The 19,607-nt window shown below is 72.3% G+C and carries 18 protein-coding genes; 11 read left to right on the top strand and 7 right to left on the bottom strand.

All coding sequences use genetic code 11. The features are described 5' to 3' along the window. Positions 1–176: 176 nt before the first annotated feature. The 5 genes from yajC to AB0C78_RS18720 all read left to right on the top strand — a co-directional run bounded on the left by yajC (position 177) and on the right by AB0C78_RS18720 (position 7,297). Positions 177–689 carry a preprotein translocase subunit YajC gene (yajC, locus tag AB0C78_RS18700; protein ID WP_360749209.1) on the top strand — a complete coding sequence of 171 codons (513 nt, stop codon included), beginning with the start codon at positions 177–179 and terminating at the stop codon, positions 687–689. Positions 690–731: 42 nt separating this feature from the next. Next, a complete protein-coding gene (secD, locus tag AB0C78_RS18705) occupies positions 732–2,528 on the top strand; it encodes a protein translocase subunit SecD (protein WP_360749212.1) in 1,797 nt (598 codons plus the stop codon). A 3-nt stretch (positions 2,529–2,531) separates the two neighbouring features. Further along, a complete protein-coding gene (gene secF, locus AB0C78_RS18710; RefSeq protein WP_360749216.1) occupies positions 2,532–3,716 on the top strand; it encodes a protein translocase subunit SecF in 1,185 nt (394 codons plus the stop codon). 105 nt (positions 3,717–3,821) lie between these two features. Beyond that, a complete protein-coding gene (locus AB0C78_RS18715) occupies positions 3,822–4,346 on the top strand; it encodes an adenine phosphoribosyltransferase (protein WP_151539455.1) in 525 nt (174 codons plus the stop codon). Between the two features lie 776 nt (positions 4,347–5,122). Beyond that, positions 5,123–7,297, top strand: a complete 2,175-nt coding sequence (locus AB0C78_RS18720) for a bifunctional (p)ppGpp synthetase/guanosine-3',5'-bis(diphosphate) 3'-pyrophosphohydrolase (protein WP_360749331.1) — start codon at positions 5,123–5,125, stop codon at positions 7,295–7,297. A gap of 169 nt (positions 7,298–7,466) precedes the next feature. Here the strand turns inward: AB0C78_RS18720 and aspS are convergent, their stop codons facing one another. From aspS to AB0C78_RS18735, 3 genes are read right to left on the bottom strand one after another with little or no spacing between them, the layout of a single operon-like run. Further along, positions 7,467–9,227: an aspartate--tRNA ligase gene (gene aspS, locus AB0C78_RS18725; RefSeq protein WP_360749220.1), complete on the bottom strand. Its 1,761-nt coding sequence runs from the start codon at positions 9,225–9,227 to the stop codon at positions 7,467–7,469. Next, positions 9,224–10,510, bottom strand: coding sequence for a histidine--tRNA ligase (gene hisS / locus AB0C78_RS18730; RefSeq protein ID WP_360749223.1), 1,287 nt, complete (start codon positions 10,508–10,510; stop codon positions 9,224–9,226). The genes aspS and hisS overlap by 4 nt, the downstream gene beginning before the upstream one ends. Positions 10,511–10,522: 12 nt before the next feature. Next, positions 10,523–11,218, bottom strand: a complete 696-nt coding sequence (locus AB0C78_RS18735) for an MBL fold metallo-hydrolase (protein WP_360749226.1) — start codon at positions 11,216–11,218, stop codon at positions 10,523–10,525. Between the two features lie 259 nt (positions 11,219–11,477). On the opposite strand from AB0C78_RS18735, the gene AB0C78_RS18740 reads away from it, so the two are divergent. Together AB0C78_RS18740 and AB0C78_RS18745 are read left to right on the top strand one after the other, a co-directional pair. After that, positions 11,478–12,230, top strand: coding sequence for a peptidylprolyl isomerase (locus tag AB0C78_RS18740; protein ID WP_360749230.1), 753 nt, complete (start codon positions 11,478–11,480; stop codon positions 12,228–12,230). 73 nt (positions 12,231–12,303) lie between these two features. Then, the gene (locus tag AB0C78_RS18745) at positions 12,304–13,539 is read left to right on the top strand and encodes a DUF349 domain-containing protein (RefSeq protein WP_151539450.1); all 1,236 of its coding nucleotides are present in this window, start codon (positions 12,304–12,306) and stop codon (positions 13,537–13,539) included. 218 nt (positions 13,540–13,757) lie between these two features. On the opposite strand, the gene AB0C78_RS18750 is transcribed toward AB0C78_RS18745, so the two are convergent. The 4 genes from AB0C78_RS18750 to AB0C78_RS18765 all read right to left on the bottom strand — a co-directional run bounded on the left by AB0C78_RS18750 (position 13,758) and on the right by AB0C78_RS18765 (position 16,293). Further along, a complete protein-coding gene (locus AB0C78_RS18750; RefSeq protein ID WP_360749233.1) occupies positions 13,758–14,324 on the bottom strand; it encodes a TIGR03086 family metal-binding protein in 567 nt (188 codons plus the stop codon). Between the two features lie 112 nt (positions 14,325–14,436). Further along, positions 14,437–15,081: a DUF305 domain-containing protein gene (locus AB0C78_RS18755; RefSeq protein ID WP_360749235.1), complete on the bottom strand. Its 645-nt coding sequence runs from the start codon at positions 15,079–15,081 to the stop codon at positions 14,437–14,439. Beyond that, on the bottom strand, positions 15,078–15,686 hold the full coding sequence (locus tag AB0C78_RS18760) for a DUF3105 domain-containing protein (RefSeq protein ID WP_360749237.1): 609 nt from the start codon (positions 15,684–15,686) through the stop codon (positions 15,078–15,080). The genes AB0C78_RS18755 and AB0C78_RS18760 overlap by 4 nt, the downstream gene beginning before the upstream one ends. Before the next feature lie 106 nt (positions 15,687–15,792). Further along, positions 15,793–16,293: a hypothetical protein gene (locus AB0C78_RS18765; RefSeq protein WP_360749240.1), complete on the bottom strand. Its 501-nt coding sequence runs from the start codon at positions 16,291–16,293 to the stop codon at positions 15,793–15,795. A 146-nt stretch (positions 16,294–16,439) separates the two neighbouring features. Between AB0C78_RS18765 and AB0C78_RS18770 the strand changes: the two genes are divergently transcribed. From AB0C78_RS18770 to AB0C78_RS18785, 4 genes are all read left to right on the top strand, one after another. Continuing rightward, a complete protein-coding gene (locus AB0C78_RS18770; RefSeq protein ID WP_360749242.1) occupies positions 16,440–17,234 on the top strand; it encodes a phosphatase PAP2 family protein in 795 nt (264 codons plus the stop codon). A 146-nt stretch (positions 17,235–17,380) separates the two neighbouring features. Continuing rightward, positions 17,381–18,640 carry a replication-associated recombination protein A gene (locus AB0C78_RS18775; RefSeq protein WP_360749334.1) on the top strand — a complete coding sequence of 420 codons (1,260 nt, stop codon included), beginning with the start codon at positions 17,381–17,383 and terminating at the stop codon, positions 18,638–18,640. 229 nt (positions 18,641–18,869) lie between these two features. Next, complete coding sequence (locus tag AB0C78_RS18780; protein ID WP_151539446.1) at positions 18,870–19,289, top strand: DUF948 domain-containing protein; 420 nt, start codon at positions 18,870–18,872, stop codon at positions 19,287–19,289. Continuing rightward, positions 19,286–19,606, top strand: a complete 321-nt coding sequence (locus tag AB0C78_RS18785) for a DUF6167 family protein (protein ID WP_151539445.1) — start codon at positions 19,286–19,288, stop codon at positions 19,604–19,606. The genes AB0C78_RS18780 and AB0C78_RS18785 overlap by 4 nt, the downstream gene beginning before the upstream one ends. Position 19,607: the final 1 nt, after the last annotated feature.

Consider the following 19,607-nt stretch of genomic DNA (forward strand, 5'->3'; position numbering starts at 1 on the left):
ATCATGTTGTAACGGGATGGGAACTTCCCGGCGTCGCGGATCGTCACGTCGTTGCCGGGGTCTCGCGTACTCTCTAGACTCCGGGACTTGGTTCCACCGTCTCCAGCCCGCGTTCCCCATGGGGTGGCCGATCCGGTCACAGGCTGGGCAAACCACATCGGAAGGATGCCCCAGTAATGGGCAGCGACATGATTTTGGCGGCTTCGTCCGGCGGCAGCGGGGGCTTCAACCTGCTGCTGCTCCTCGCCGTCCCCGTGGTGTTCTACTTCCTGCTCATCCGGCCGCAGAGCAAGCGGCGCAAGGAGCAGATGCAGATGCAGAGCGCCATGGAACCGGGAGCCCGGGTGCTGACCACCAGCGGCATCCGCGCCACCGTGGTCTCCGTCGACGACGACGGTCTCCTGCTGGAGATCGCGCCGGGCGTCGAGGTCCACTTCGTCAAGCAGGCCGTCATGCAGGTCCTCAAGGACGACGAGCCCGAGGAGCTGGACGACGAGGCCGACGACGACGAGCTCGAGGCGGACGAGGACGGCGAGCGCGTCGACCTGTCCAAGGACGAGCCGTCCGAGGTGGACCTGTCCAAGGACGCCGGCGGCGCCGCCGGCGCGGCGGACCTCGACGACGAGGACGAGGCCGGGGAGTCCAAGCCCAAGGCGAAGGCCAAGGCCGGGGAGAAGCCCTCGGCCTGACGCGCCTCCGGCAACGACTCAAGGACGGGAAGAAAACGACCAGTGGCCTCGCCTAGCAACGTTCCCAAGCCCGGGCGCACGCTCTTCGCGCTCTTCGCGGTCATCGCGATCCTGGCCGGCGTAGCGCTCCTGCAGGGGCAGACCAAGCCGAAGCTCGGCCTGGACCTCGCGGGCGGGACGACCGTCACGCTCACCGCCAAGACCGAGAAGGGCAAGAACCCGCCGTCCGGCCTGATGGACCAGGCCGTCAAGATCATGACGCAGCGGGTCAACGGTCTGGGCGTGTCCGACGCCGAGGTCGCCAAGCAGGGCAGCAACAACATCGTGGTGAACGTGCCCGGCGAGGGGCAGAGCCGCGTCGTGGGGCTGATCGGCACGACCGCCAAGCTGCAGTTCCGGCAGGTGTTCGCCTACGCCGACGGCAAGCCCACGGCGGGCGGGGCGACGCCCTCCCCGTCGGCGAGCCCGTCCGGCACGGCGAGCCCGTCCGGCAAGCCGACGACGAAGCCGTCGGGGTCGGCGTCGCCGTCCGCGTCCGCCACGCCGCGCAAGCGTGCGGTGTCGGACGCGCTGGCGGCGCCGACGCCGAACCCGTCCGGGTCCGGCTCGCCGTCGCCGTCGGCCTCCCCGTCGGCGTCGCCGTCCTCGCCGCTGGTGTCGCCGTCCACCGGCACCGGCACCCAGACCTACCCGGGCGTCACCGACAAGGCGGTCATCCAGCAGTTCGAGTCGCTGGACTGCTACAACGGCGACCGGCACGCGCCGGGCGCCAACGACCCCAAGCGCAAGTTCGTCGCGGCATGCGCGCAGAAGGTCGAGAACGGCCAGGTCGGCAAGTACATCCTCGGCCCGGTCCGGGTGCTCGGCGAGAACGTCAAGAGCGCGACCGCGATGCCGCCGAACTCCCAGCAGGGCCAGGCGAGCTGGTCGGTGTCGCTGAAGTTCGACGGCAAGGGCGCCAAGCAGTTCGGCGACGTCACCACCGACGCGTCCAAGGCCTACCAGAGCGACTCGTCGTCGCCGCAGGCGCAGGTCGCGATCGTGCTGGACGGCCAGGTCGTCTCCGCGCCGCAGATCAACCAGGGCGCGATCACCGGCGGCAGCGCCAGCATCGACGGCCCCGCCGACAGCTTCACCCAGCAGTACGCGACCGACCTCGCCAACGTGCTGAAGTACGGGGCGCTGCCGCTGGAGTTCAAGCAGAGCTCCATCGACGAGGTGTCGTCCACGCTGGGCTCCGACCAGCTGACCGGCGGCCTCATCGCCGGCGCGATCGGCCTCGGCCTGGTCGTCGTCTACTGCCTGCTGTACTACCGGGGCCTCGGCCTCGTCGCGGTGTCCAGCCTGATCGTCGCGTCGATCATCACCTACGAGGCGGTGGTGATCCTCGGCGAGGGGATGGGCTTCCGGCTCTCGCTGCCGCACATCATCGGCCTGATCGTGTCGATCGGCATCACCGCCGACTCGTTCATCGTCTACTTCGAGCGGCTGCGGGACGAGCTGAGAGCGGGCCGCCGGCTGCGCTCGTCGGTGGAGAACGCCTGGAAGCGGGCGCGGCGCACCATCCTGGTCGCCGACGCCGTGACGTTCCTGGCCGCCGTGGTGCTGTACTTCCTCGCGGTCGGCGGCGTCGCCGGGTTCGCGTTCGCGATGGGCCTGACGACCCTGATCGACATCGTGGTGGTGTTCTTCTTCACCAAGCCGCTGGTGGCCCTGCTGTCGCGGACGAAGTTCTTCGGCCGCGGGCATCCGATGTCCGGGCTGGACGCCAAGCGGCTGCGCCGCAACCCGCAGGACGCCGACGGCGTCGCCGCCCGCAAGACGAGCCAGGAGGCCTGAGCCATGGGGCTGCGCGCGGTCATCTCCCGGATCTACCGGGGTGAGATCAGCGCCGACATCGTCGGCAAGCCGAAGATCTGGTACTCGCTGTCCGGGGCGCTGCTGATCCTGTCGATCGCGGGGCTGCTGATCCAGGGCCTCAACTTCGGCGTGGAGTTCAAGGGCGGCTCGGTCTTCACCTTCAAGGCGCCGAGCTCCTCGATCGAGCAGGTGCGCGGCGCCGCGACCGACGGCGGCGCGCACGACCCGATCGTGCAGAAGGCCGGCGACGACTGGCGGGTCACCACCCAGAGCCTGTCCTCGGACCAGGTGACCCAGGTCAAGTCGACCATCACCAAGGAGCTGAAGGTCCCGGCCAGCAAGGTCAGCACCCAGGTGGTCGGCGCCTCGTGGGGCGGGGAGATCCAGAAGAAGGCGTGGCAGGCGCTCATCGTCTTCATGATCCTGATCATCGGCTACCTGTCGGTGGCGTTCGAGTGGCGGATGGCGGTCGCCGCCGTCGTCGCCCTCGCGCACGACCTGATCATCACGGCGGGCGTGTACGCCTGGTCCGGGTTCGAGGTCACGCCCGCGACGCTGCTGGGGTTCCTGACGATCCTCGGGTACTCGCTGTACGACGCGGTGGTCGTCTTCGACATGATCAAGGAGGTCACCAAGCCGCTCGGCCCGACCTCCAGGACGACCTACAGCGAGGCGGCGAACCAGGCGCTCAGCAGCACGCTGGTCCGGTCGCTGAACACCTCGCTGGTCGCGATCCTGCCGGTCGGCGCGATCCTGTTCATCGGCACCACGCTGTTCGGCGCGGGCACGCTGAAGGACCTGTCGCTCGCGCTGTTCGTCGGCATGATCATCGGTACGTACTCCTCGCTGTGCGTGGCGACGCCGCTGCTGGTGCAGCTCAAGGAGCGCGAGCCGAAGTACAAGCAGATCCGCGCGAACATCGCCCGCCGCGAGCAGAGCGCCAAGCGGCAGGCCAGGAGCGCGAAGGTCAAGGCCGCGACCGGGGCGTCCGGCGACACGTCCTCCGGCGATACGGCGTCCGGCGACGAGCCGGACGACGACGGCGACGACGACGCGCCGGCCTCCGGGACCCTGCCGTCCGGCGTGACCGTCCGGAAGGTCGTGCAGACGGGGCCGCGGCAGCAACCGCGCCGCGGCACCCGCCAGCAGCGCCGCGGCGGCAAGTAGAGCGAGACGCGCCGTGCCCGCGCCGGTCACCCACCGTGGTGACGGGCGCGGGCACGGCGCGGTCATGAGCGGGATCACGTGGGATTCGTCACAGGGAGTGAAACGGTGGACCTCGGCAAGCTGATCCAGGAGCGGATCCGCGACGTGGACGACTACCCGAAGCCGGGCGTGGTGTTCAAGGACATCACCCCGCTGCTGGCCGACCACGTGGCGTTCGCCGGCGTCGTCGACGCGATCGTCAACCACCACGGCCGCGGCACCGTCGACAAGATCGTCGGGATCGAGGCGCGCGGCTTCATCCTCGCCGCGCCGGTCGCCTACCACTTCGGCGCGGGGTTCGTCCCGGTGCGCAAAAAGGGGAAGCTGCCGTCGCGGACGCACGAGGAGACCTATGATCTCGAGTACGGGACCGAGACGATCGAGATCCACGTCGACGCCTTCGAGCCCGGCGACCGGGTGCTGATCGTCGACGACGTGCTGGCCACCGGCGGGACGGCCCGGGCCGCCGCCGAACTGGTCCGGCGCGGCGGCGGCGAGGTCGTCGGCCTGTCGGTCCTGCTGGAGCTGTCGTTCCTGCACGGGCGCGGCAAGCTGGGGAATCTGGACGTCCATTCATTGGTTACGGTCTAGGACGAAATGCCCGGCGGATACACTGGCCACCAGGGTTCCGCCGGGGACGGGTGCGTTCCCGCCGGCGCGGAGACGGCGCCCGCGAGGGCTGAGGAGGCTGGGTGCGCGGTGAGGTGGTATCGACCGGAGCGGTGACCGACGCCGCCGTGGACGCCGCGGACGAGACCCGCCGTGAGCGGGACGCCGCGGAGTCCGCAGAGCGGACGGGTGCGCCCACCGCCGCGGAGCGACGCCCCGCCGACGAGCCCGCCGCCCGCCCGCGCGCCACCGCCCAGGACCCGTCCACCGGATCACCGCCCGCAGGATCACCGTCCACCGGATCATCGTCATCCGGATCATCGGCGGCGGCTGGATCGCCGCCCGCCGAGGCGCCCGCCGACGAGACGCCCGCCGACGAGGCGTCCGGCGCGGCGCCCGCGCAGCGGCCCGGCACCGAGGCCCCGAAGGACGCCACCGCCCCGCCGTCGTCCGGATCGTCCGCGGCGAAACCGTCCGCGCCGAAACGGGCGGCGTCGAGACCGTCCGCCGCGAAACCGTCCGCGCCGCGAACGACCGCGGAGAAGCCGCAGGCCACGGCGCCCCCCGCCGGCGGGGCCGCCGGAACGCCGGCCGCGGCGGCCCGCCCCGTCCAGGGGCCGGCGACGCCGCCGGCGCCCGCCGCCCCGGGAGCCACGCCCTCCGATGCCCAGTCCAGGCCGACGCCGGCCGCGATCCCACCGTCCGCCGCCCGGGTGCGCCGCAGGCTCGCCAGGCTGGGCGCCCAGCGGGGTCCCGCTATGAACCCGGTACTCGAACCGCTCATCAAGACCGTCCGCAACACCCACCCCAAAGCGGACCTGCGGCTGATCGAGCGCGCCTACGACGTCGCCGCGCACTACCACCGCGACCAGAAGCGCAAGAGCGGCGACCCGTACATCACGCACCCGCTCGCCGTCGCGACCATCCTCGCCGAGCTCGGCATGAACACCGAGACGCTCTGCGCCGCGCTGCTGCACGACACCGTCGAGGACACCGAGTACACCCTCGAGGAGCTGCGCGCCGACTTCGGCGACGAGATCGCCGCGCTCGTCGACGGCGTCACCAAGCTCGACAAGGTCAAGTACGGCGAGGCCGCCGAGGCCGAGACCGTCCGCAAGATGGTCGTCGCGATGTCCCGCGACATCCGCGTCCTGGTGATCAAGCTCGGCGACCGGCTGCACAACATGCGGACGCTGCGCTACATGCCGCGGCACAAGCAGGAGAAGAAGGCCCGCGAGACCCTCGAGGTGTTCGCGCCGCTCGCGCACCGCCTCGGGATGAACACGCTGAAGTGGGAGCTGGAGGACCTCGCGTTCGCCACGATGTACCCCAAGCGGTTCGACGAGATCGCCCGCCTGGTGTCCGAGCGCGCCCCGCGCCGCGACGTCTACCTGCAGGAAGTGATCGAGAACGTCTCCACCGACCTGCGCGAGGCCCGGATCAAGGCCACCGTGACCGGCCGGCCGAAGCACTACTACTCGATCTACCAGAAGATGATCGCCCGCGACGTCAGCTTCGACGACATCTACGACCTGGTCGGCATCCGGGTCCTCGTCGACAGCGTCCGCGACTGCTACGCCGCCCTCGGCTCGATCCACGCGCGATGGAACCCGGTCCCCGGCCGGTTCAAGGACTACATCGCGATGCCGAAGTTCAACATGTACCAGTCGCTGCACACCACGGTGATCGGCCCCGAGGGCAAGCCCGTGGAGCTGCAGATCCGTACCTGGGGCATGCACCGCCGCGCCGAGTACGGCGTCGCCGCGCACTGGAAGTACAAGGAGGAGACGGTCGGCGGCCGCAAGGCCGGCGACATGCAGTGGCTCCGCCAGCTCCTCGACTGGCAGAAGGAGACCGCCGACCCGGCCGAGTTCCTGGAGTCGCTCCGCTTCGACCTGTCGGTCTCCGAAGTGTTCGTGTTCACCCCGAAGGGCGACGTCATCGCGCTGCCGCAGGGCGCGACCCCCGTCGACTTCGCGTACGCGATCCACACCGAGGTCGGGCACCGATGTATCGGCGCCCGCGTGAACGGCCGCCTCGTCCCCCTCGAATCGACCCTCGACAACGGTGACACCGTCGAGGTCTTCACCTCCAAGTCGCAGGACGCCGGCCCGAGCCGCGACTGGCTCGGCTTCGTCAAGTCCGCCCGCGCCCGCAACAAGATCAAGCACTGGTTCTCCAAGGAGCGCCGCGACACCGCGATCGAGTCCGGCAAGGACTCCATCGCCCGCGCGATGCGCAAGCAGAACATGCCGCTGCAGCGGATGATGTCCGGGGAGGCGCTGCTCGCCCTCGCCCGCGACATGCGCTACACCGACGTGTCGTCGCTGTACGCGGCGGTCGGCGAGGGCCACGTGTCCGCGCAGACCGTCGTCCAGCGCCTCGTCGACGCCCTCGGCGGCGTGGAGAGCGCCGAGGAGGACCTCGCCGAGATCGCGCTGCCGACCCGCCGCAAGCGGAGCCGTCCCGCCGGCGACCCCGGCGTCGTCGTCGCCGACGACCCCGACGTGTGGGTCCGCCTCTCGCGCTGCTGCACCCCGGTGCCCGGCGACGACATCGTCGGCTTCGTCACCCGCGGCCACGGCGTGTCCGTCCACCGGGCCGACTGCGCGAACGTCGCCAGCCTGAAGTCCCAGCCGGACCGGCTGATCGACGTCAAGTGGTCCCCGGGCGAGGACTCGGTCTTCCTCGTCGCGATCCAGGTCGAGGCCCTCGACCGCCCGCGCCTGCTGTCGGACGTGACGCGCGTCCTGTCCGACCAGCACGTCAACATCCTGTCGGCGTCCGTCACCACCACCCGCGACCGCGTCGCCGTCTCCCGCTTCACCTTCGAGATGGGCGACCCGAAGCACCTCGGCCACGTCCTCAAGGCCGTCCGCTCCATCGACGGCGTCTACGACGTCTACCGCGTCACCAGCGGCGCCACCCGCTGACCTCAACGAGAAGGCGACCTCCGCTCCGCCGGCGCTCCGCTGCGGCCGCCGGAGGAGCGGCGGCCTCCTGCGTGCGCGGCGGCGGTCTCCTGCGCGCGGTGTCGGCGGCCGGCAACGGCGAAGGGCGGTCACCGCGGTGCGCGGTGGCCGCCCTTCGGGGTTCTGCCGGTCAGCTGTCGGCGGGGGCGTCTTCGGGGATGACGTCGACGCCGGCCTCCTTGCGCTGCGCCGGGGTGATCGTGGTCGGCGCCGCGGTCAGCGGGTCCAGGCCGGACGCGGCCTTCGGGAAGGCGATCACGTCGCGGATGGTGTCGCCGCCCGCCAGCAGCATGACGGTGCGGTCCCAGCCGAACGCGATGCCGCCGTGCGGCGGCGGGCCGAACTTGAACGCCTCCAGCAGGAAGCCGAACTGCGACTCGGCCTCCTCCTTCGACAGCCCGAGCACGTCGAACACGCGCTGCTGCATCTCGGCGCGGTGGATACGGATGGAGCCGCCGCCGATCTCGTTGCCGTTCAGGACGAGGTCGTAGGCGTCGGCGAGCGCGGAGCCCGGGTCCTCGTGGAAGGTGTCGGCGAACTCCGGCTTCGGCGCGGTGAACGGGTGGTGCACCGACGTCCAGCCGATCTGCTCGCCCTTGTCGTTCTCGACGGGCTCGAAGATCGGGGCGTCGACCACCCAGACGAAGTTCCACGCCGACTCGTCGATCAGGCCGCGGCGGCGGCCGATCTCCAGGCGGGCCGCGCCGAGCAGCTCCTGCGTGGCGTGCCGCTTGCCGGCGCCGAAGAAGATCGCGTCGCCGGGGGACGCGCCGGTCTTCGCGGCGAGCCCCTCCTTCTCGGTGTCGGAGAGGTTCTTCGCGACGGGGCCGCCGAGCGTGCCGTCCTCCTGGACGAGGACGTACGCGAGGCCGCGGGCGCCGCGGGCCTTCGCCCAGTCCTGCCAGGCGTCCAGCTCCTTGCGGGTCTGGGCCCCGCCGCCCGGCATCACGACCGCGCCGACGTACGGGGCCTGGAACACCCGGAACGAGGTGCCGGCGAAGTACTCGGTCATGTCGGTCAGCTCGAGGCCGAACCGCAGGTCGGGCTTGTCGGAGCCGTACCGGGCCATCGCGTCGGCGTAGGTGATGTGGGGGATCGGCCGGGGGATCTCGTACCCGGCGATCTCCTTCCACAGCCGCGCGACGAGGTCCTCGCCGACCTTCAGGACGTCGTCCTGGTCGACGAACGACATCTCGATGTCGATCTGGGTGAACTCCGGCTGCCGGTCGGCGCGGAAGTCCTCGTCCCGGTAGCAGCGGGCGATCTGGTAGTAGCGCTCCAGGCCGCCGACCATGAGGAGCTGCTTGAACAGCTGCGGCGACTGCGGCAGCGCGTACCAGTGGCCGGGCTTGAGCCGGACGGGCACGAGGAAGTCGCGGGCGCCCTCGGGGGTGGAGCGGGTCAGCGTCGGGGTCTCGACGTTGACGAAGCCGTGCTCGCGCATGACCTCGTGGGTGAGGAAGGACGCCTCGGAGCGGATCCGCATCGCCCGCGCGACGGCGTCGCGGCGGATGTCGAGGTACCGGTACTTGAGCCGGATCTCCTCGTTGACGTTGACGTCGCCCTCGATCGGGAACGGCAGCGGCGCCGACTCCGACAGCACCTGGATGTCGGTGGCGGCGACCTCGATCTCGCCGGTCGGCAGCTCGGGGTTCTCGTTGCCCTCGGGCCGGACCCGGACCTCGCCGACGACCTTCACGCAGAACTCCGAGCGCAGGTCGTGCGCCGCCTCGTCCTCGCGGAAGACGACCTGCGCGGTGCCGGACGCGTCGCGCAGGTCGATGAACGTGACGCCGCCGTGGTCGCGGCGGCGGCCGACCCAGCCGGCCAGCGTGACCTGCTGCCCGGCGTGCTCCTTGCGGAGCGTGCCCGCCTCGTGGGTGCGGATCATTTCCGAAGCCTTTCCTTCAACGTCGTGGTGAGGTCGGTGAGGGGGACGGCGTTCTGCTCGCCCTCGGCCAGGTCCTTGACCTGGGCGACGCCGCCGGTGATATCTCGCTCACCGAGGATCACGGCGTACCGGGCGCCCGACCGGTCGGCGTCCTTCATGGCGCCCTTCAGCTTCTTTCCGCCGAACGCCATGTCGGCGGCGATCCCGGCCCGGCGCAGCTCGTCGACCAGGGTGAACAGCCGGCGTTCGGCGGTGTCGCCGAGCGCGACCCCGAACACCTCGCAGCGCGGCTTCGCGGCGAACGCGACGGCCTCGCCCTCGCCTTCCGCCGACTCGGCCTCCAGCGCGAGGATCGTCCGGTCGAGGCCGAGGCCGAACCCGATGCCGGGCAGCGGCGGGCCGCCGATGTCCTCCGACAGGCCGTCGTAGCGTCCGCCGCCGCCGATGCCGGACTGCGCGCCGAGCAGCGGGTGGTCGAACTCGTACGTGGTGCGGGTGTAGTAGTCGAGGCCGCGGACGAGGGTGGGGGTGTCCTCCCAGGCGATGCCGAGGTCGGACAGCAGCTCCCGGACCCGGTCGTGGTAGGCCTTGCAGTCCGGGCACAGGTGGTCGGCCATCAGCGGCGCGTCCGCGAGCTGCGCCCTCACCTGAGGGCGCTTGTCGTCCAGGACGCGCAGCGGGTTGATCTCGACGCGGGCGCGGGTGTCATCGTCCAGATCGAGCCTGCGCAGGAAGTCCTGCAGCAGCGCCCGGTAGGCGGGACGGCACTCCTTGCAGCCGAGCGAGTTCAGCAGCAGCCGCACCTGCGTCAGGCCGAGCGAGCGGTACCAGTTCGCGGCGATCGCGATCGTCTCGGCGTCGACCTGCGGGTCCTCGGTGCCGATCGCCTCCAGGTCGAGCTGGTAGAACTGCCGGTACCGGCCCTGCTGCGGGCGCTCGGCGCGGAACGCGGGCCCGCTCGTCCACACCTTCACCGGCAGCGCGCCCTTGTGCAGGTTGTTCTCCAGGACGGCCCGCAGCACCGACGCGGTGAACTCCGGCCGCAGCGTCAGCGACCGGCCGCCCCGGTCCTCGAAGGTGTACATCTCCTTCGACACCACGTCGGTGGACTCCCCGACGCCCCGCCGGAACAGGTTCGTGTCCTCGAAGACGGCCAGCTCCAGGTAGCCGTAGCCGGCCAGCCGCGCCTGCTCGGCGAACGCCTCGCGGATGGCGTAGAAGAGGTCCGCGCGCGGCGGAACGTACTCACTGACCCCCTTGGGGGCCCGGAAACTCGAACTCATGATCTTTTCGGCTCAGAATCCCTTGTTGGGCCCGCCGGCGGGCTTCAGCTCGGCCAGGAACGGGTTGGTCGCGCGCTCGCGGCCGATTGTGGTCTGGGTGCCGTGCCCCGGCAGGACGGCCGTCTCGTCCGGCATGGACAGGCACACCCGGGACAGGCTCGCGAGGATCTCCTCGTAGGAGCCGCCCGGCAGGTCGGTACGGCCGATCGACCCGGCGAACAGCAGGTCGCCGGTGAACATCACGTCCGGCAGCTCCTGCGTCTTCGGCGTGCGGAAGGTCACCGACCCGGGCGTGTGGCCGGGCGCGTGGTCGACGGTGAAGCTGAGCCCCGCCAGCTCCAGCACGGCGCCGTCCGCCAGCTCCCGCACGTCGTCCGGCTCGGTCAGCTCCAGGCCCCCGAACAGCTGCTGCCCGGGGCCGAGGGACAGGCCCTTGGCCGGGTCGGTGAGCAGGTCGCGGTCGTCCGGATGGATGTAGGCCGGGACGTCCTTGGCGCCGCACACCGGCGCCACCGACCACACGTGGTCGATATGGCCGTGCGTCAGCAGCACCGCGACCGGCTTCAGCCGGTGCTCGCGCAGGATCTCCTCGATCCCGGCCTCGGCGTCCTGGCCCGGATCGACGATGACGCACTCCTCGCCCGCGGCGGGCGCCACGACATAGCAGTTCGCGGCGAACGATCCAGCGGGGAACCCGGCGACGAGCACGGTCGTCCTTCCTTAGAACCATCTCGGGTGGGCTTGTCCGAGCGTACCGGCGCGGCCGCGGCCATCGCGAACGAGATAGGCCGATCGCCGTGTCGCGCGGCGGTCCGCGGCGGTCCGCGGCGGTCCGCGGCGGATCGGGCGAGGCGGCCCCGGGCCGTCGCGGCTTCCTCCACGTTCGTTCAGGCTGGAGTCCGGCCGGGGCTCGGGTGCCGCTACTATGCGCTGCACGTTCACCTGATCACAGCGGAAGGGCAGGCACGTGGCGGGGAAGGACCGCAAGAAGCAGCTCGCTCGGCAGCGCTACGAGCGGCAGCAGCAGGCGCTGGCGCAAGCGGCCGCCAAGGCCCGCCGCGTCAAGATCATCAGCTCCGCGGTGGCGGTGGCGGTCGTCGTGGTGGGCGGCGCCGCGGTCGTCGTGTTCACCGGCAAGGACGACAAGTCCAAGGCCGACGGGCTCCACTGCGCCTACAACCCCGCGGGCCAGCCCGTGGGCAAGGTCAAGGACCTCGGCACGCCGCCGAAGAAGCCCGCCTACAAGGGCACCGTCCAGGCCACGGTGAAGACGAACCAGGGCGACGTCGTCATGGCCCTGGACGCCAAGGCCGCGCCCTGCACCGTGGGGTCGTTCGTCTACCTCGCCCAGAAGGGCTTCTACGACGACAGCCCGTGCCACCGGCTGACCAGTGGCGGCCTGAACGTCCTGCAGTGCGGCGACCCGTCCGGCAAGGGCACCGGCGGGCCCGGGTACGAGTACGCCAACGAGAACACGGCGAACGCCAAGTACACCGCCGGGACGCTGGCCATGGCGAACTCGGGGCCCGACACCAACGGCAGCCAGTTCTTCCTGGTCTACAAGGACTCGCAGCTCCAGCCCGACTACTCGGTGTTCGGCAAGATCACCAAGGGGCTGGACGTCCTGCAGAAGATCGCCGCCGCGGGCTCCGACCCCGCGGGCGACGGGAAGCCCAAGAAGAAGGTCACGATCCAGGACGTCACGATCGCCCCGGTTTAGGCGATCGGGATACTAAGGTGTGGAGGGTCCGGAGGCCGTGAGCCCGATCGGACCTGCGATTCAGGAGGCAAGGGTGTCCAGCGCGACCGATCCCTGGGGCCGGGTGGACGAGGACGGCACCGTCTATGTCAGGACGTCCGGCGGCGAACGCGTCGTCGGTTCCTGGCAGGCCGGCGCGCCCGAAGAGGCCCTGGCCTACTTCAAGCGCAAGTACGACGCGCTCGCCACCGAGATCGGCCTGCTCGAACAGCGCGTCCGCACCACCGACCTGCAGCCCGCGCAGGCCCAGCACAGCATCGCCCGGCTGCGCGAGGCCGTCGGCGAGGCGCACGCCGTCGGCGACCTCGACGCGCTCGCCCGCCGGCTCGACGGCCTGACCGAGCAGGTCGGCCGGCGCCGCGAGGAGGTCAAGGCCCAGCGCGAGCAGCACCGGCACGAGGCCCGCGAGGTCAAGGAGCGCATCGTCGCCGAGGCCGAGCGGATCGCCGCCGAGGAGACGCACTGGAAGAACGGCGGCGAGCGGCTCCGCCAGCTCGTCGAGGAGTGGAAGGCCGCCGACCGCATCGACCGGCCCACCGAGACCGCGCTGTGGAAGCGGCTCTCCTCGGCCCGCAACGCCTTCACCAAGCGCCGCAAGGTCTACTTCGCGACCCTGGACGACCAGCGCGAGGAGGCCCGCCGGGAGAAGGAGCGCCTCGTCGCCGAGGCCGAGGCGATGCGGGAGTCGACCGACTGGGGCGAGACCGCCGCCGCCTACCGCGACCTCATGCGCCGCTGGAAGCTCGCCGGCCGCGCCTCCCGCGACGCCGAAGAGGACCTGTGGGCCCGCTTCAAGGGTGCCCAGGACACCTTCTTCCAGGCCCGCAGCGCCGCGTTCGCCGAGCGCGACGCCGAGTTCCGCGGCAACGCCGAGGAGAAGGAGAAGATCCTCGCCGAGGCCGAGCGGCTGCTGCCCGTCCGGGACGTCCGGCAGGCCCGCCAGGCGCTGCGCGCGATCCAGGAGCGCTGGGAGGCCGCCGGCATGGTGCCCCGCGACCAGCGCGACCGCCTCGAGGGCCGGCTCCGCAAGATCGAGGAGGCCGTGCGGACCGCCGAGGAGTCGGAGTGGCGCCGCACCAACCCCGAGGCCCGCGCCCGCGCCGAGGCCACCGTCAACCAGCTGCGCAGCTCCATCGACCAGCTGGAGAAGCGCCTGGACAAGGCCCGCGCCGCCGGCCGCGACAAGGACGTCAAGGACGCCGAGGAGGCCCTCGGCGCCCGCCGCGCCTGGCTCGAGGAGGCCGAGCGGACGCTCGCCGAATTCAGCTGATTTTCCCAGGGGGGCGACCCCCTGGAACCCCCGTTGCGACGGGCAAGGCGTTTCCCGCTCCGCTGGCGCTCCGCGTGAAACGCCTTGCCCGTCGTCGGGCATGCCCGCTGCGCTCGCTGCACTCGCTCCGCGGGCCTGCCCGTGGCCGTGGCTGAGGTCCGGCCTCCCGTCGGCGGTTCAGCCGGCTCTTCGGGACCGAGTTCGAACCGGCTCTTCCGTCAGGTGATCGGCCTGCCGAGGAAGGCGAGGAGGCGGGTCTGCTCGTCGGCGCCCTGGGGGGCGGGGAGCTGGGGGGCCAGCTGGCCCGCGGTGCGGAGGTCGGCGGCGATCATGTGGGCGGTCGCGAGCGCGTGGTGCACGAGGTCGGGGTCCAGCCGGGTCGGCTGGCCGGTGGCGCGGGCCAGGTCCCAGGCGTGCACCAGCGGCTCCAGGATGTAGCCCTGCAGGTAGTCGCCCAGCGGCAGCCGGCCGAGCGCGCCGACCGGGACCGGGCGGCTCAGCCCGTCCGGGGTCAGCGCCGCGGCGGCCTCCTTGCGGGCCGTCCGCCACGCGGCGAGGGCGTCCCCCGGCACGAAGCGCGCCGGGTCGGTGGCGACGTCCGGCGCGGGCTCCCCGGTCGCCAGCGACCGGACCAGGTACTGCCCGCCGGTGACGTGGCCGGCGACGTCCCGCGCCGTCCAGCCGTCGCAGGGCGAGGGGGCGTCCCAGGCGTCCCCGGGGACGCCGGCCAGCAGACCTTCGAACAGGTCCAGAGCCCGGTGGTAGCCGCTGAGGTTGTGAGCCATGGTGGTCAGTGACCCGCGATCGGACCGCGCTGTCAAGCGCTATCGCGAAGCTCGTCCGGACGCGGCGCGGGCGGACCCGGCGGGCGGCGCGGCGGCACCGCCCGCCGGGCCGTCAGGCGGGCGCCGCGCCGCGCTCCCGGAGCATCGCGTTCATCTGCGTGATCTCCGAGAGCTGGCCGTCGACCATCGTCCGGGCCAGGCGCCGCACCTGGTCGCGGCCGGTCCGCTCGAGCACGGCGCGGGCCATGTCCACGCCGCCGCGGTGGTGCGCGATCATCAGCCGGAGGAACAGCACCTCGGCGTCCTTGCCGGACGCCTCGCGCAGCTCGGCGAGCTGCGCGTCGGTCGCCATCCCGGGCATGGCGGCGCCGGTCGCGGGGGCCGGCATGGCCATCCCGGCGTGGCCGGACATCCAGCGCATCGGGCCGGCCGGGTCGGTCTTCGGCACTCCCCACTGGTCGAGCCAGGCCGTCATCATCCCGATCTGCGCCGACTGGGTGTTGATGATGTCGTAGGCCAGCAGCCGGACGGCGGGATCGGACGTCCGGTCCCGGACGATGAACGACATCTCCACGGCCTGCGCGTGGTGGGCGCTCATGTCGCGGGCGAACCCGGCCTCGGGGCCGTCCGTGCCGGGCTCGCCGGACTTCCAGGCCGCCGTCCCGAGCAGCGCCGCGGCGGCGAGGAGCACCAGGGCCGCGATGGCGACGGTGACGCGGCGGCCCCGGGGCCGGACGGCGTCGTCGGGCCCGGTCACGGGGTGTCCTTCGCTCCGTCGCAGGCCGCGCCGGGCTCGGGGGTCTGCGGGCCCTTGACGAACGCGCTCAGGAACCGGTCCACGCGCGCGTCACCGGCGTCCTGGAGCTTCAGCTGGTGGCCCCACGCGGTGAGCGCGATCGGCGCGTCCAGCGACGGGTACGGGCTGAGGAACGTGTAGTCGGTGCGCTCCACCTTGGCCTTGAGCGCGTCCAGCTGGGCGGCGGCCAGGCCGGGGCGGTAGGTGATCCAGACGGCGCCGTGCTCCAGGGAGTGGACGGCGTTCTCGTTGCGCAGCGGCTGGTCGTAGACGCGGCCGTCGCAGTTCTGCCACACCGGGTCGTGGTCGCCGCCCATGGGCGGGCTCGCGTCGTACGTGACGGAGTCGGTCGTGTGGTTGCGGGTAAGGCCGTTCTTGACCACCACGCCCTTGATGGACGAGGCGTCGTCGGCGGACGACGGCCTCGACTGGACGAACGCGTAACCGATGGCGACGACGGCGATCAGGCCGATGACGGTGAAGAAGGCGATGCCGCCCCACGGCACCTGCCGCTGCGTCAGGGCGTTCTTCTTCCGGGCTTGCTTGTTCCGGGCGCTCTTGGACATGGAGCGCTCCTCTCAGGAGTCTCAGGGGGCATACGGACATGGCGGCATCGCGCCGGCGCGGGGATGCGCGCGGCGGGCGGTGCCGGTGGGCCTTACGGCCGGTCCGTCACAGCCGGAGAACCTGGAGGGACGCCAGGGAAACGGGCGAGAAGAAGCCGCCGGGCGGCGGGGCGGGGGCCCGGCCGCCGCGGGCGGGCAGGCGCAGCAGCGCCCGGCGGCCCGTGGCGAGCCCCAGCAGCATGAGGGCGAAGAGCACGGCCAGGCAGAGGCACGCGTCCGCCGGAGCCAGCGGGGGGAGCCTCAGCGGCGCGCTGAGGGACGTGGCGGCGGGCCCTGGATGCCCGGGAACGCCGTGAACGGGAGCGGTGTGGGCGGCCGGCGCGTGCCCGGTGGGGGCACGGCCGGCGGAGGCGGGGCCGCCGGGTTCCGCCGCGGTGTGGTGCAGCGCGGCGGCGACCTCGGCGGGCACGCTCATCCCGTTCTCGATGCACACCCGGTCGGGGAGCCCGTGCCCGAGGCCGTAGCTGAAGACGAGCCCGGCCACGACGAACAGCGCCACGAGCAGGCCCGCCTGCCCATGGCGCCGGCGGTGGGCCGTTCCGGACACCGTCACGCTCCTGACTACGTCTTCCGGCCGGTAACAACGCGGCGGCGGGACGGGGGGTTCCCGGTCCCGTCTCGGACTCCGGGCGGAGACCGATACCCTCCTGACGGATCAGGCGCGCCGCGCCGGGGGCCTGGAGGATGAACCCTATGCGGCGATCTGGGGGTACGGAGGCCATTCTGCAACGCGATCTGACCGGACGCCGCCTCGCGGCGGCGACCGCCCTGCAGGTCCTGGTGATGGGCGTGGTGATCGGGGCCTACGAGCTGGGCCGCCATTTCGCCGACGGCCGTCCGAGCGACGCGTTCGCGCACGCCCGCTGGCTGTGGGACCTGGAGCGCACGCTCCACCTGCCGGACGAGGCGGCGTTCCAGAAGTGGGCGCTCGGCTGGGACGGCTGGGTGCGCGCCGCGAACGAGTACTACGTCCGCGTGCACTTCCCGGCGATCCTGCTGTTCATGGCCTGGATGTGGTTCCGGCACCGGGAGGGGTGGCCGCGCGTCCGCGCCGTGATCGCGATCACCGCGGCGGCGGCCCTGGCGCTGCACTTCGCCTTCCCGCTGGCGCCGCCCCGCATGCTGCCCGGCCACGGGTTCATCGACCTGATGAACGTGTACGGCCCGAGTTCCTACAGCTCCAAGCCGGGGGAGGGGATGGCCAACCAGTTCGCGGCCATGCCGTCGCTGCACGTCGGGTGGGCGCTGCTGGTCGCCTGGGGCGCGATCCGCTACGGCGGGGGCCGCTGGCGCTACATCCTGGCCCTGCATCCCGTGCTCACGTTCACCATCGTGGTCGTCACGGCCAATCACTACTGGACGGACGGGATCGTCGGCTGCGCGATCGTCGTCCTCACGCTGGGGGCGACGTCCAGGATCCCGGCGCTGGCGGACCGGCCGCCCGAGCGGGCGGGAGTGTCGCCGCGGCGAGATAGTGTCGGAGCGTGACCAGCAGGGCGGAACCGGGCGAGCCGGAGGGGCTCTTCGACGATCCGTCGGCCGAGGCCGGGGGCCGTTCCGCGGAGCGTGACCGCGGCGCGTCCGCGGCGCCGCCGACGGCGGCGGAGGCCGGGCGGCAGCCGCTCGCGGTCCGGATGCGGCCCCGCGCGCTGGACGAGGTCGTCGGCCAAACCCACCTGCTCGGCCCCGGCACCCCGATCCGGCAGCTCGTCGACCGCGACGTCCCGATGTCGCTGGTGCTGTGGGGCCCGCCCGGCACCGGGAAGACCACCCTCGCCACGGTCGTCAGCCACGTCACCTCCCGCCGGTTCGTGGAGATCTCCGCGGTCAGCGACGGGGTGAAGCGGGTCCGCGCGGAGATCGACCTGGCCCGGCGCGAGCTCGGCATGACCGGGCGGCAGACCGTCCTGTTCGTCGACGAGGTGCACCGCTTCAACAAGGCCCAGCAGGACGCGCTGCTCCCGGCCGTGGAGAACCGGTGGGTGTCGTTCATCGGCGCCACCACCGAGAACCCGTTCTTCTCCGTGATCAGCCCGCTGCTGTCGCGGTCGCTGCTGCTCACCCTGGAGCCGCTCGGCGAGGACGACCTGCGCGAGGTGGTCCGCCGGGCCCTCGCCGACGAGCGCGGCCTCGGCGGGACGGTCGGCCTCGACCCCGCCGCCGAGGACCACCTGATCCGGCTCGCCGGCGGCGACGCCCGCCGCACCCTCACCTACCTGGAGGCCGCGGCCCTCGTCGTCGACGACGGCGCGGTGATCGACGTCGACGTGCTGGAGAAGGCCGTCGACCGGGCCGCCGTCCGCTACGACCGCGAGGGCGACCAGCACTACGACGTGATCAGCGCGTTCATCAAGAGCATCCGCGGCAGCGACGTCGACGCCGCGCTGCACTACCTCGCCCGCATGATCGAGGCGGGGGAGGACCCGCGGTTCATCGCGCGGCGCCTCATCGTGCACGCCAGCGAGGACGTCGGCATGGCCGACCCGACCGCGCTGCAGACGGCCGTCGCGGCGGCGCAGGCGGTGGAGTTCGTCGGGCTGCCCGAGGCCCGCATCAACCTCGCCCAGGCGGTGATCCACCTGTCGCTGGCGCCCAAGTCCAACGCGGTGATCATGGCGGTGGACGGGGCGCTCGGCGACGTCCGCAAGGGCCTGGCCGGGCCCGTCCCCGGCCACCTGCGGGACGCGCACTACAAGGGCGCCGCGAAGATCGGGCACGGCAAGGGCTACAAGTACGCCCACGACCATCCCGGCGGGGTCGTCCGGCAGCAGTACGCGCCCGACTCGGTGGACGGCCGCGAGTACTACCGGCCGACGCGGCACGGCGCCGAGTCCCGCTTCACCGAGGTCCTCGCGCGGATCCGCTCGGTGCTGCGCGGCGACCCCGGACGGTGAGCCGGGCCGATGAAGATCGATCTTCCCGGCGCCGTGCTCCCGGCATCGGCGGCGCGGGCCCGCTACTCTGCCGGGAACGGCCCCGGGCGCGGTCCCGGCGCGCCGGCCGCCGGGCCGGTGCCCGCCGCCGCCCGGCCGTGACCGGCGCCCACGGCGCGCGTCCGGGCCGGTAAGGTCTGTCAGGCCAGCGCCCGGCCCGGGCCGGAACCACAGCGAAACGGAAGCCCTCATGCTCACTGGTGGACAGCTAGCAGGTCTCATCGTGGCCGTGTTCTGGGCTGTGCTCGTCGCGTTCGTCGCACTGACGCTGCTGCGGCTCGCCCGGCTGCTCGGCGAGGCCAGCAAGCTCGTGCGCGACCTCGGCGACCAGGCGGCCCCGCTGCTGGACGACATGACGACGACGGTGAAGCGCGCCAACGAGCAGCTCGGCCGCACCGACGTCATCACCAAGCAGGTCGCGGGCGTCACGCAGAACGTCTCGGCCGTCACCACCGTGATGACCTCGGTGGTGGGCGGGCCGCTGGTGAAGGCGGCCGCGTTCTCCTACGGGGTGCGCAAGGCCCTGAGCAACCGCGACGGGGAGGGGCGGTCCGCCGCGTCCGGCCGCCCGCAGCTCCCGGCCCGCTCCTCGGGGAAGGGGCGCAAGTGAAGCGGCTGTTCTGGCTGTCGGTCGGCGCAGGGGCGGGCGTCTACGCCACGCACCGCGTCAAGCGCCGGGTCGAGCGGTTCGCGCGCACCTGGTCCCCGGAGGGGGTCGCGGCGCGGGCGGTGTCGACCGGGCAGTCCGCGAGCGAGCGGTTGAGGCTTTTCGCGGCGGACGTGCGTACCGGGATGCAGGCCCGCGAGGAGGAGCTGCGCGAGGCCGTCCGGATGGACCAGGCTCCGCCCGAGACCCCGGGGCCGCGGCCCCGCCGGGTGCTGCGGGCGCGTTACACGATCATCGACGACGAGAAGGATGGCCACTGAT

This window comes from Actinomadura sp. NPDC048394 (genome assembly GCF_040651755.1).
Classification (GTDB): domain Bacteria; phylum Actinomycetota; class Actinomycetes; order Streptosporangiales; family Streptosporangiaceae; genus Spirillospora; species Spirillospora montaniterrae.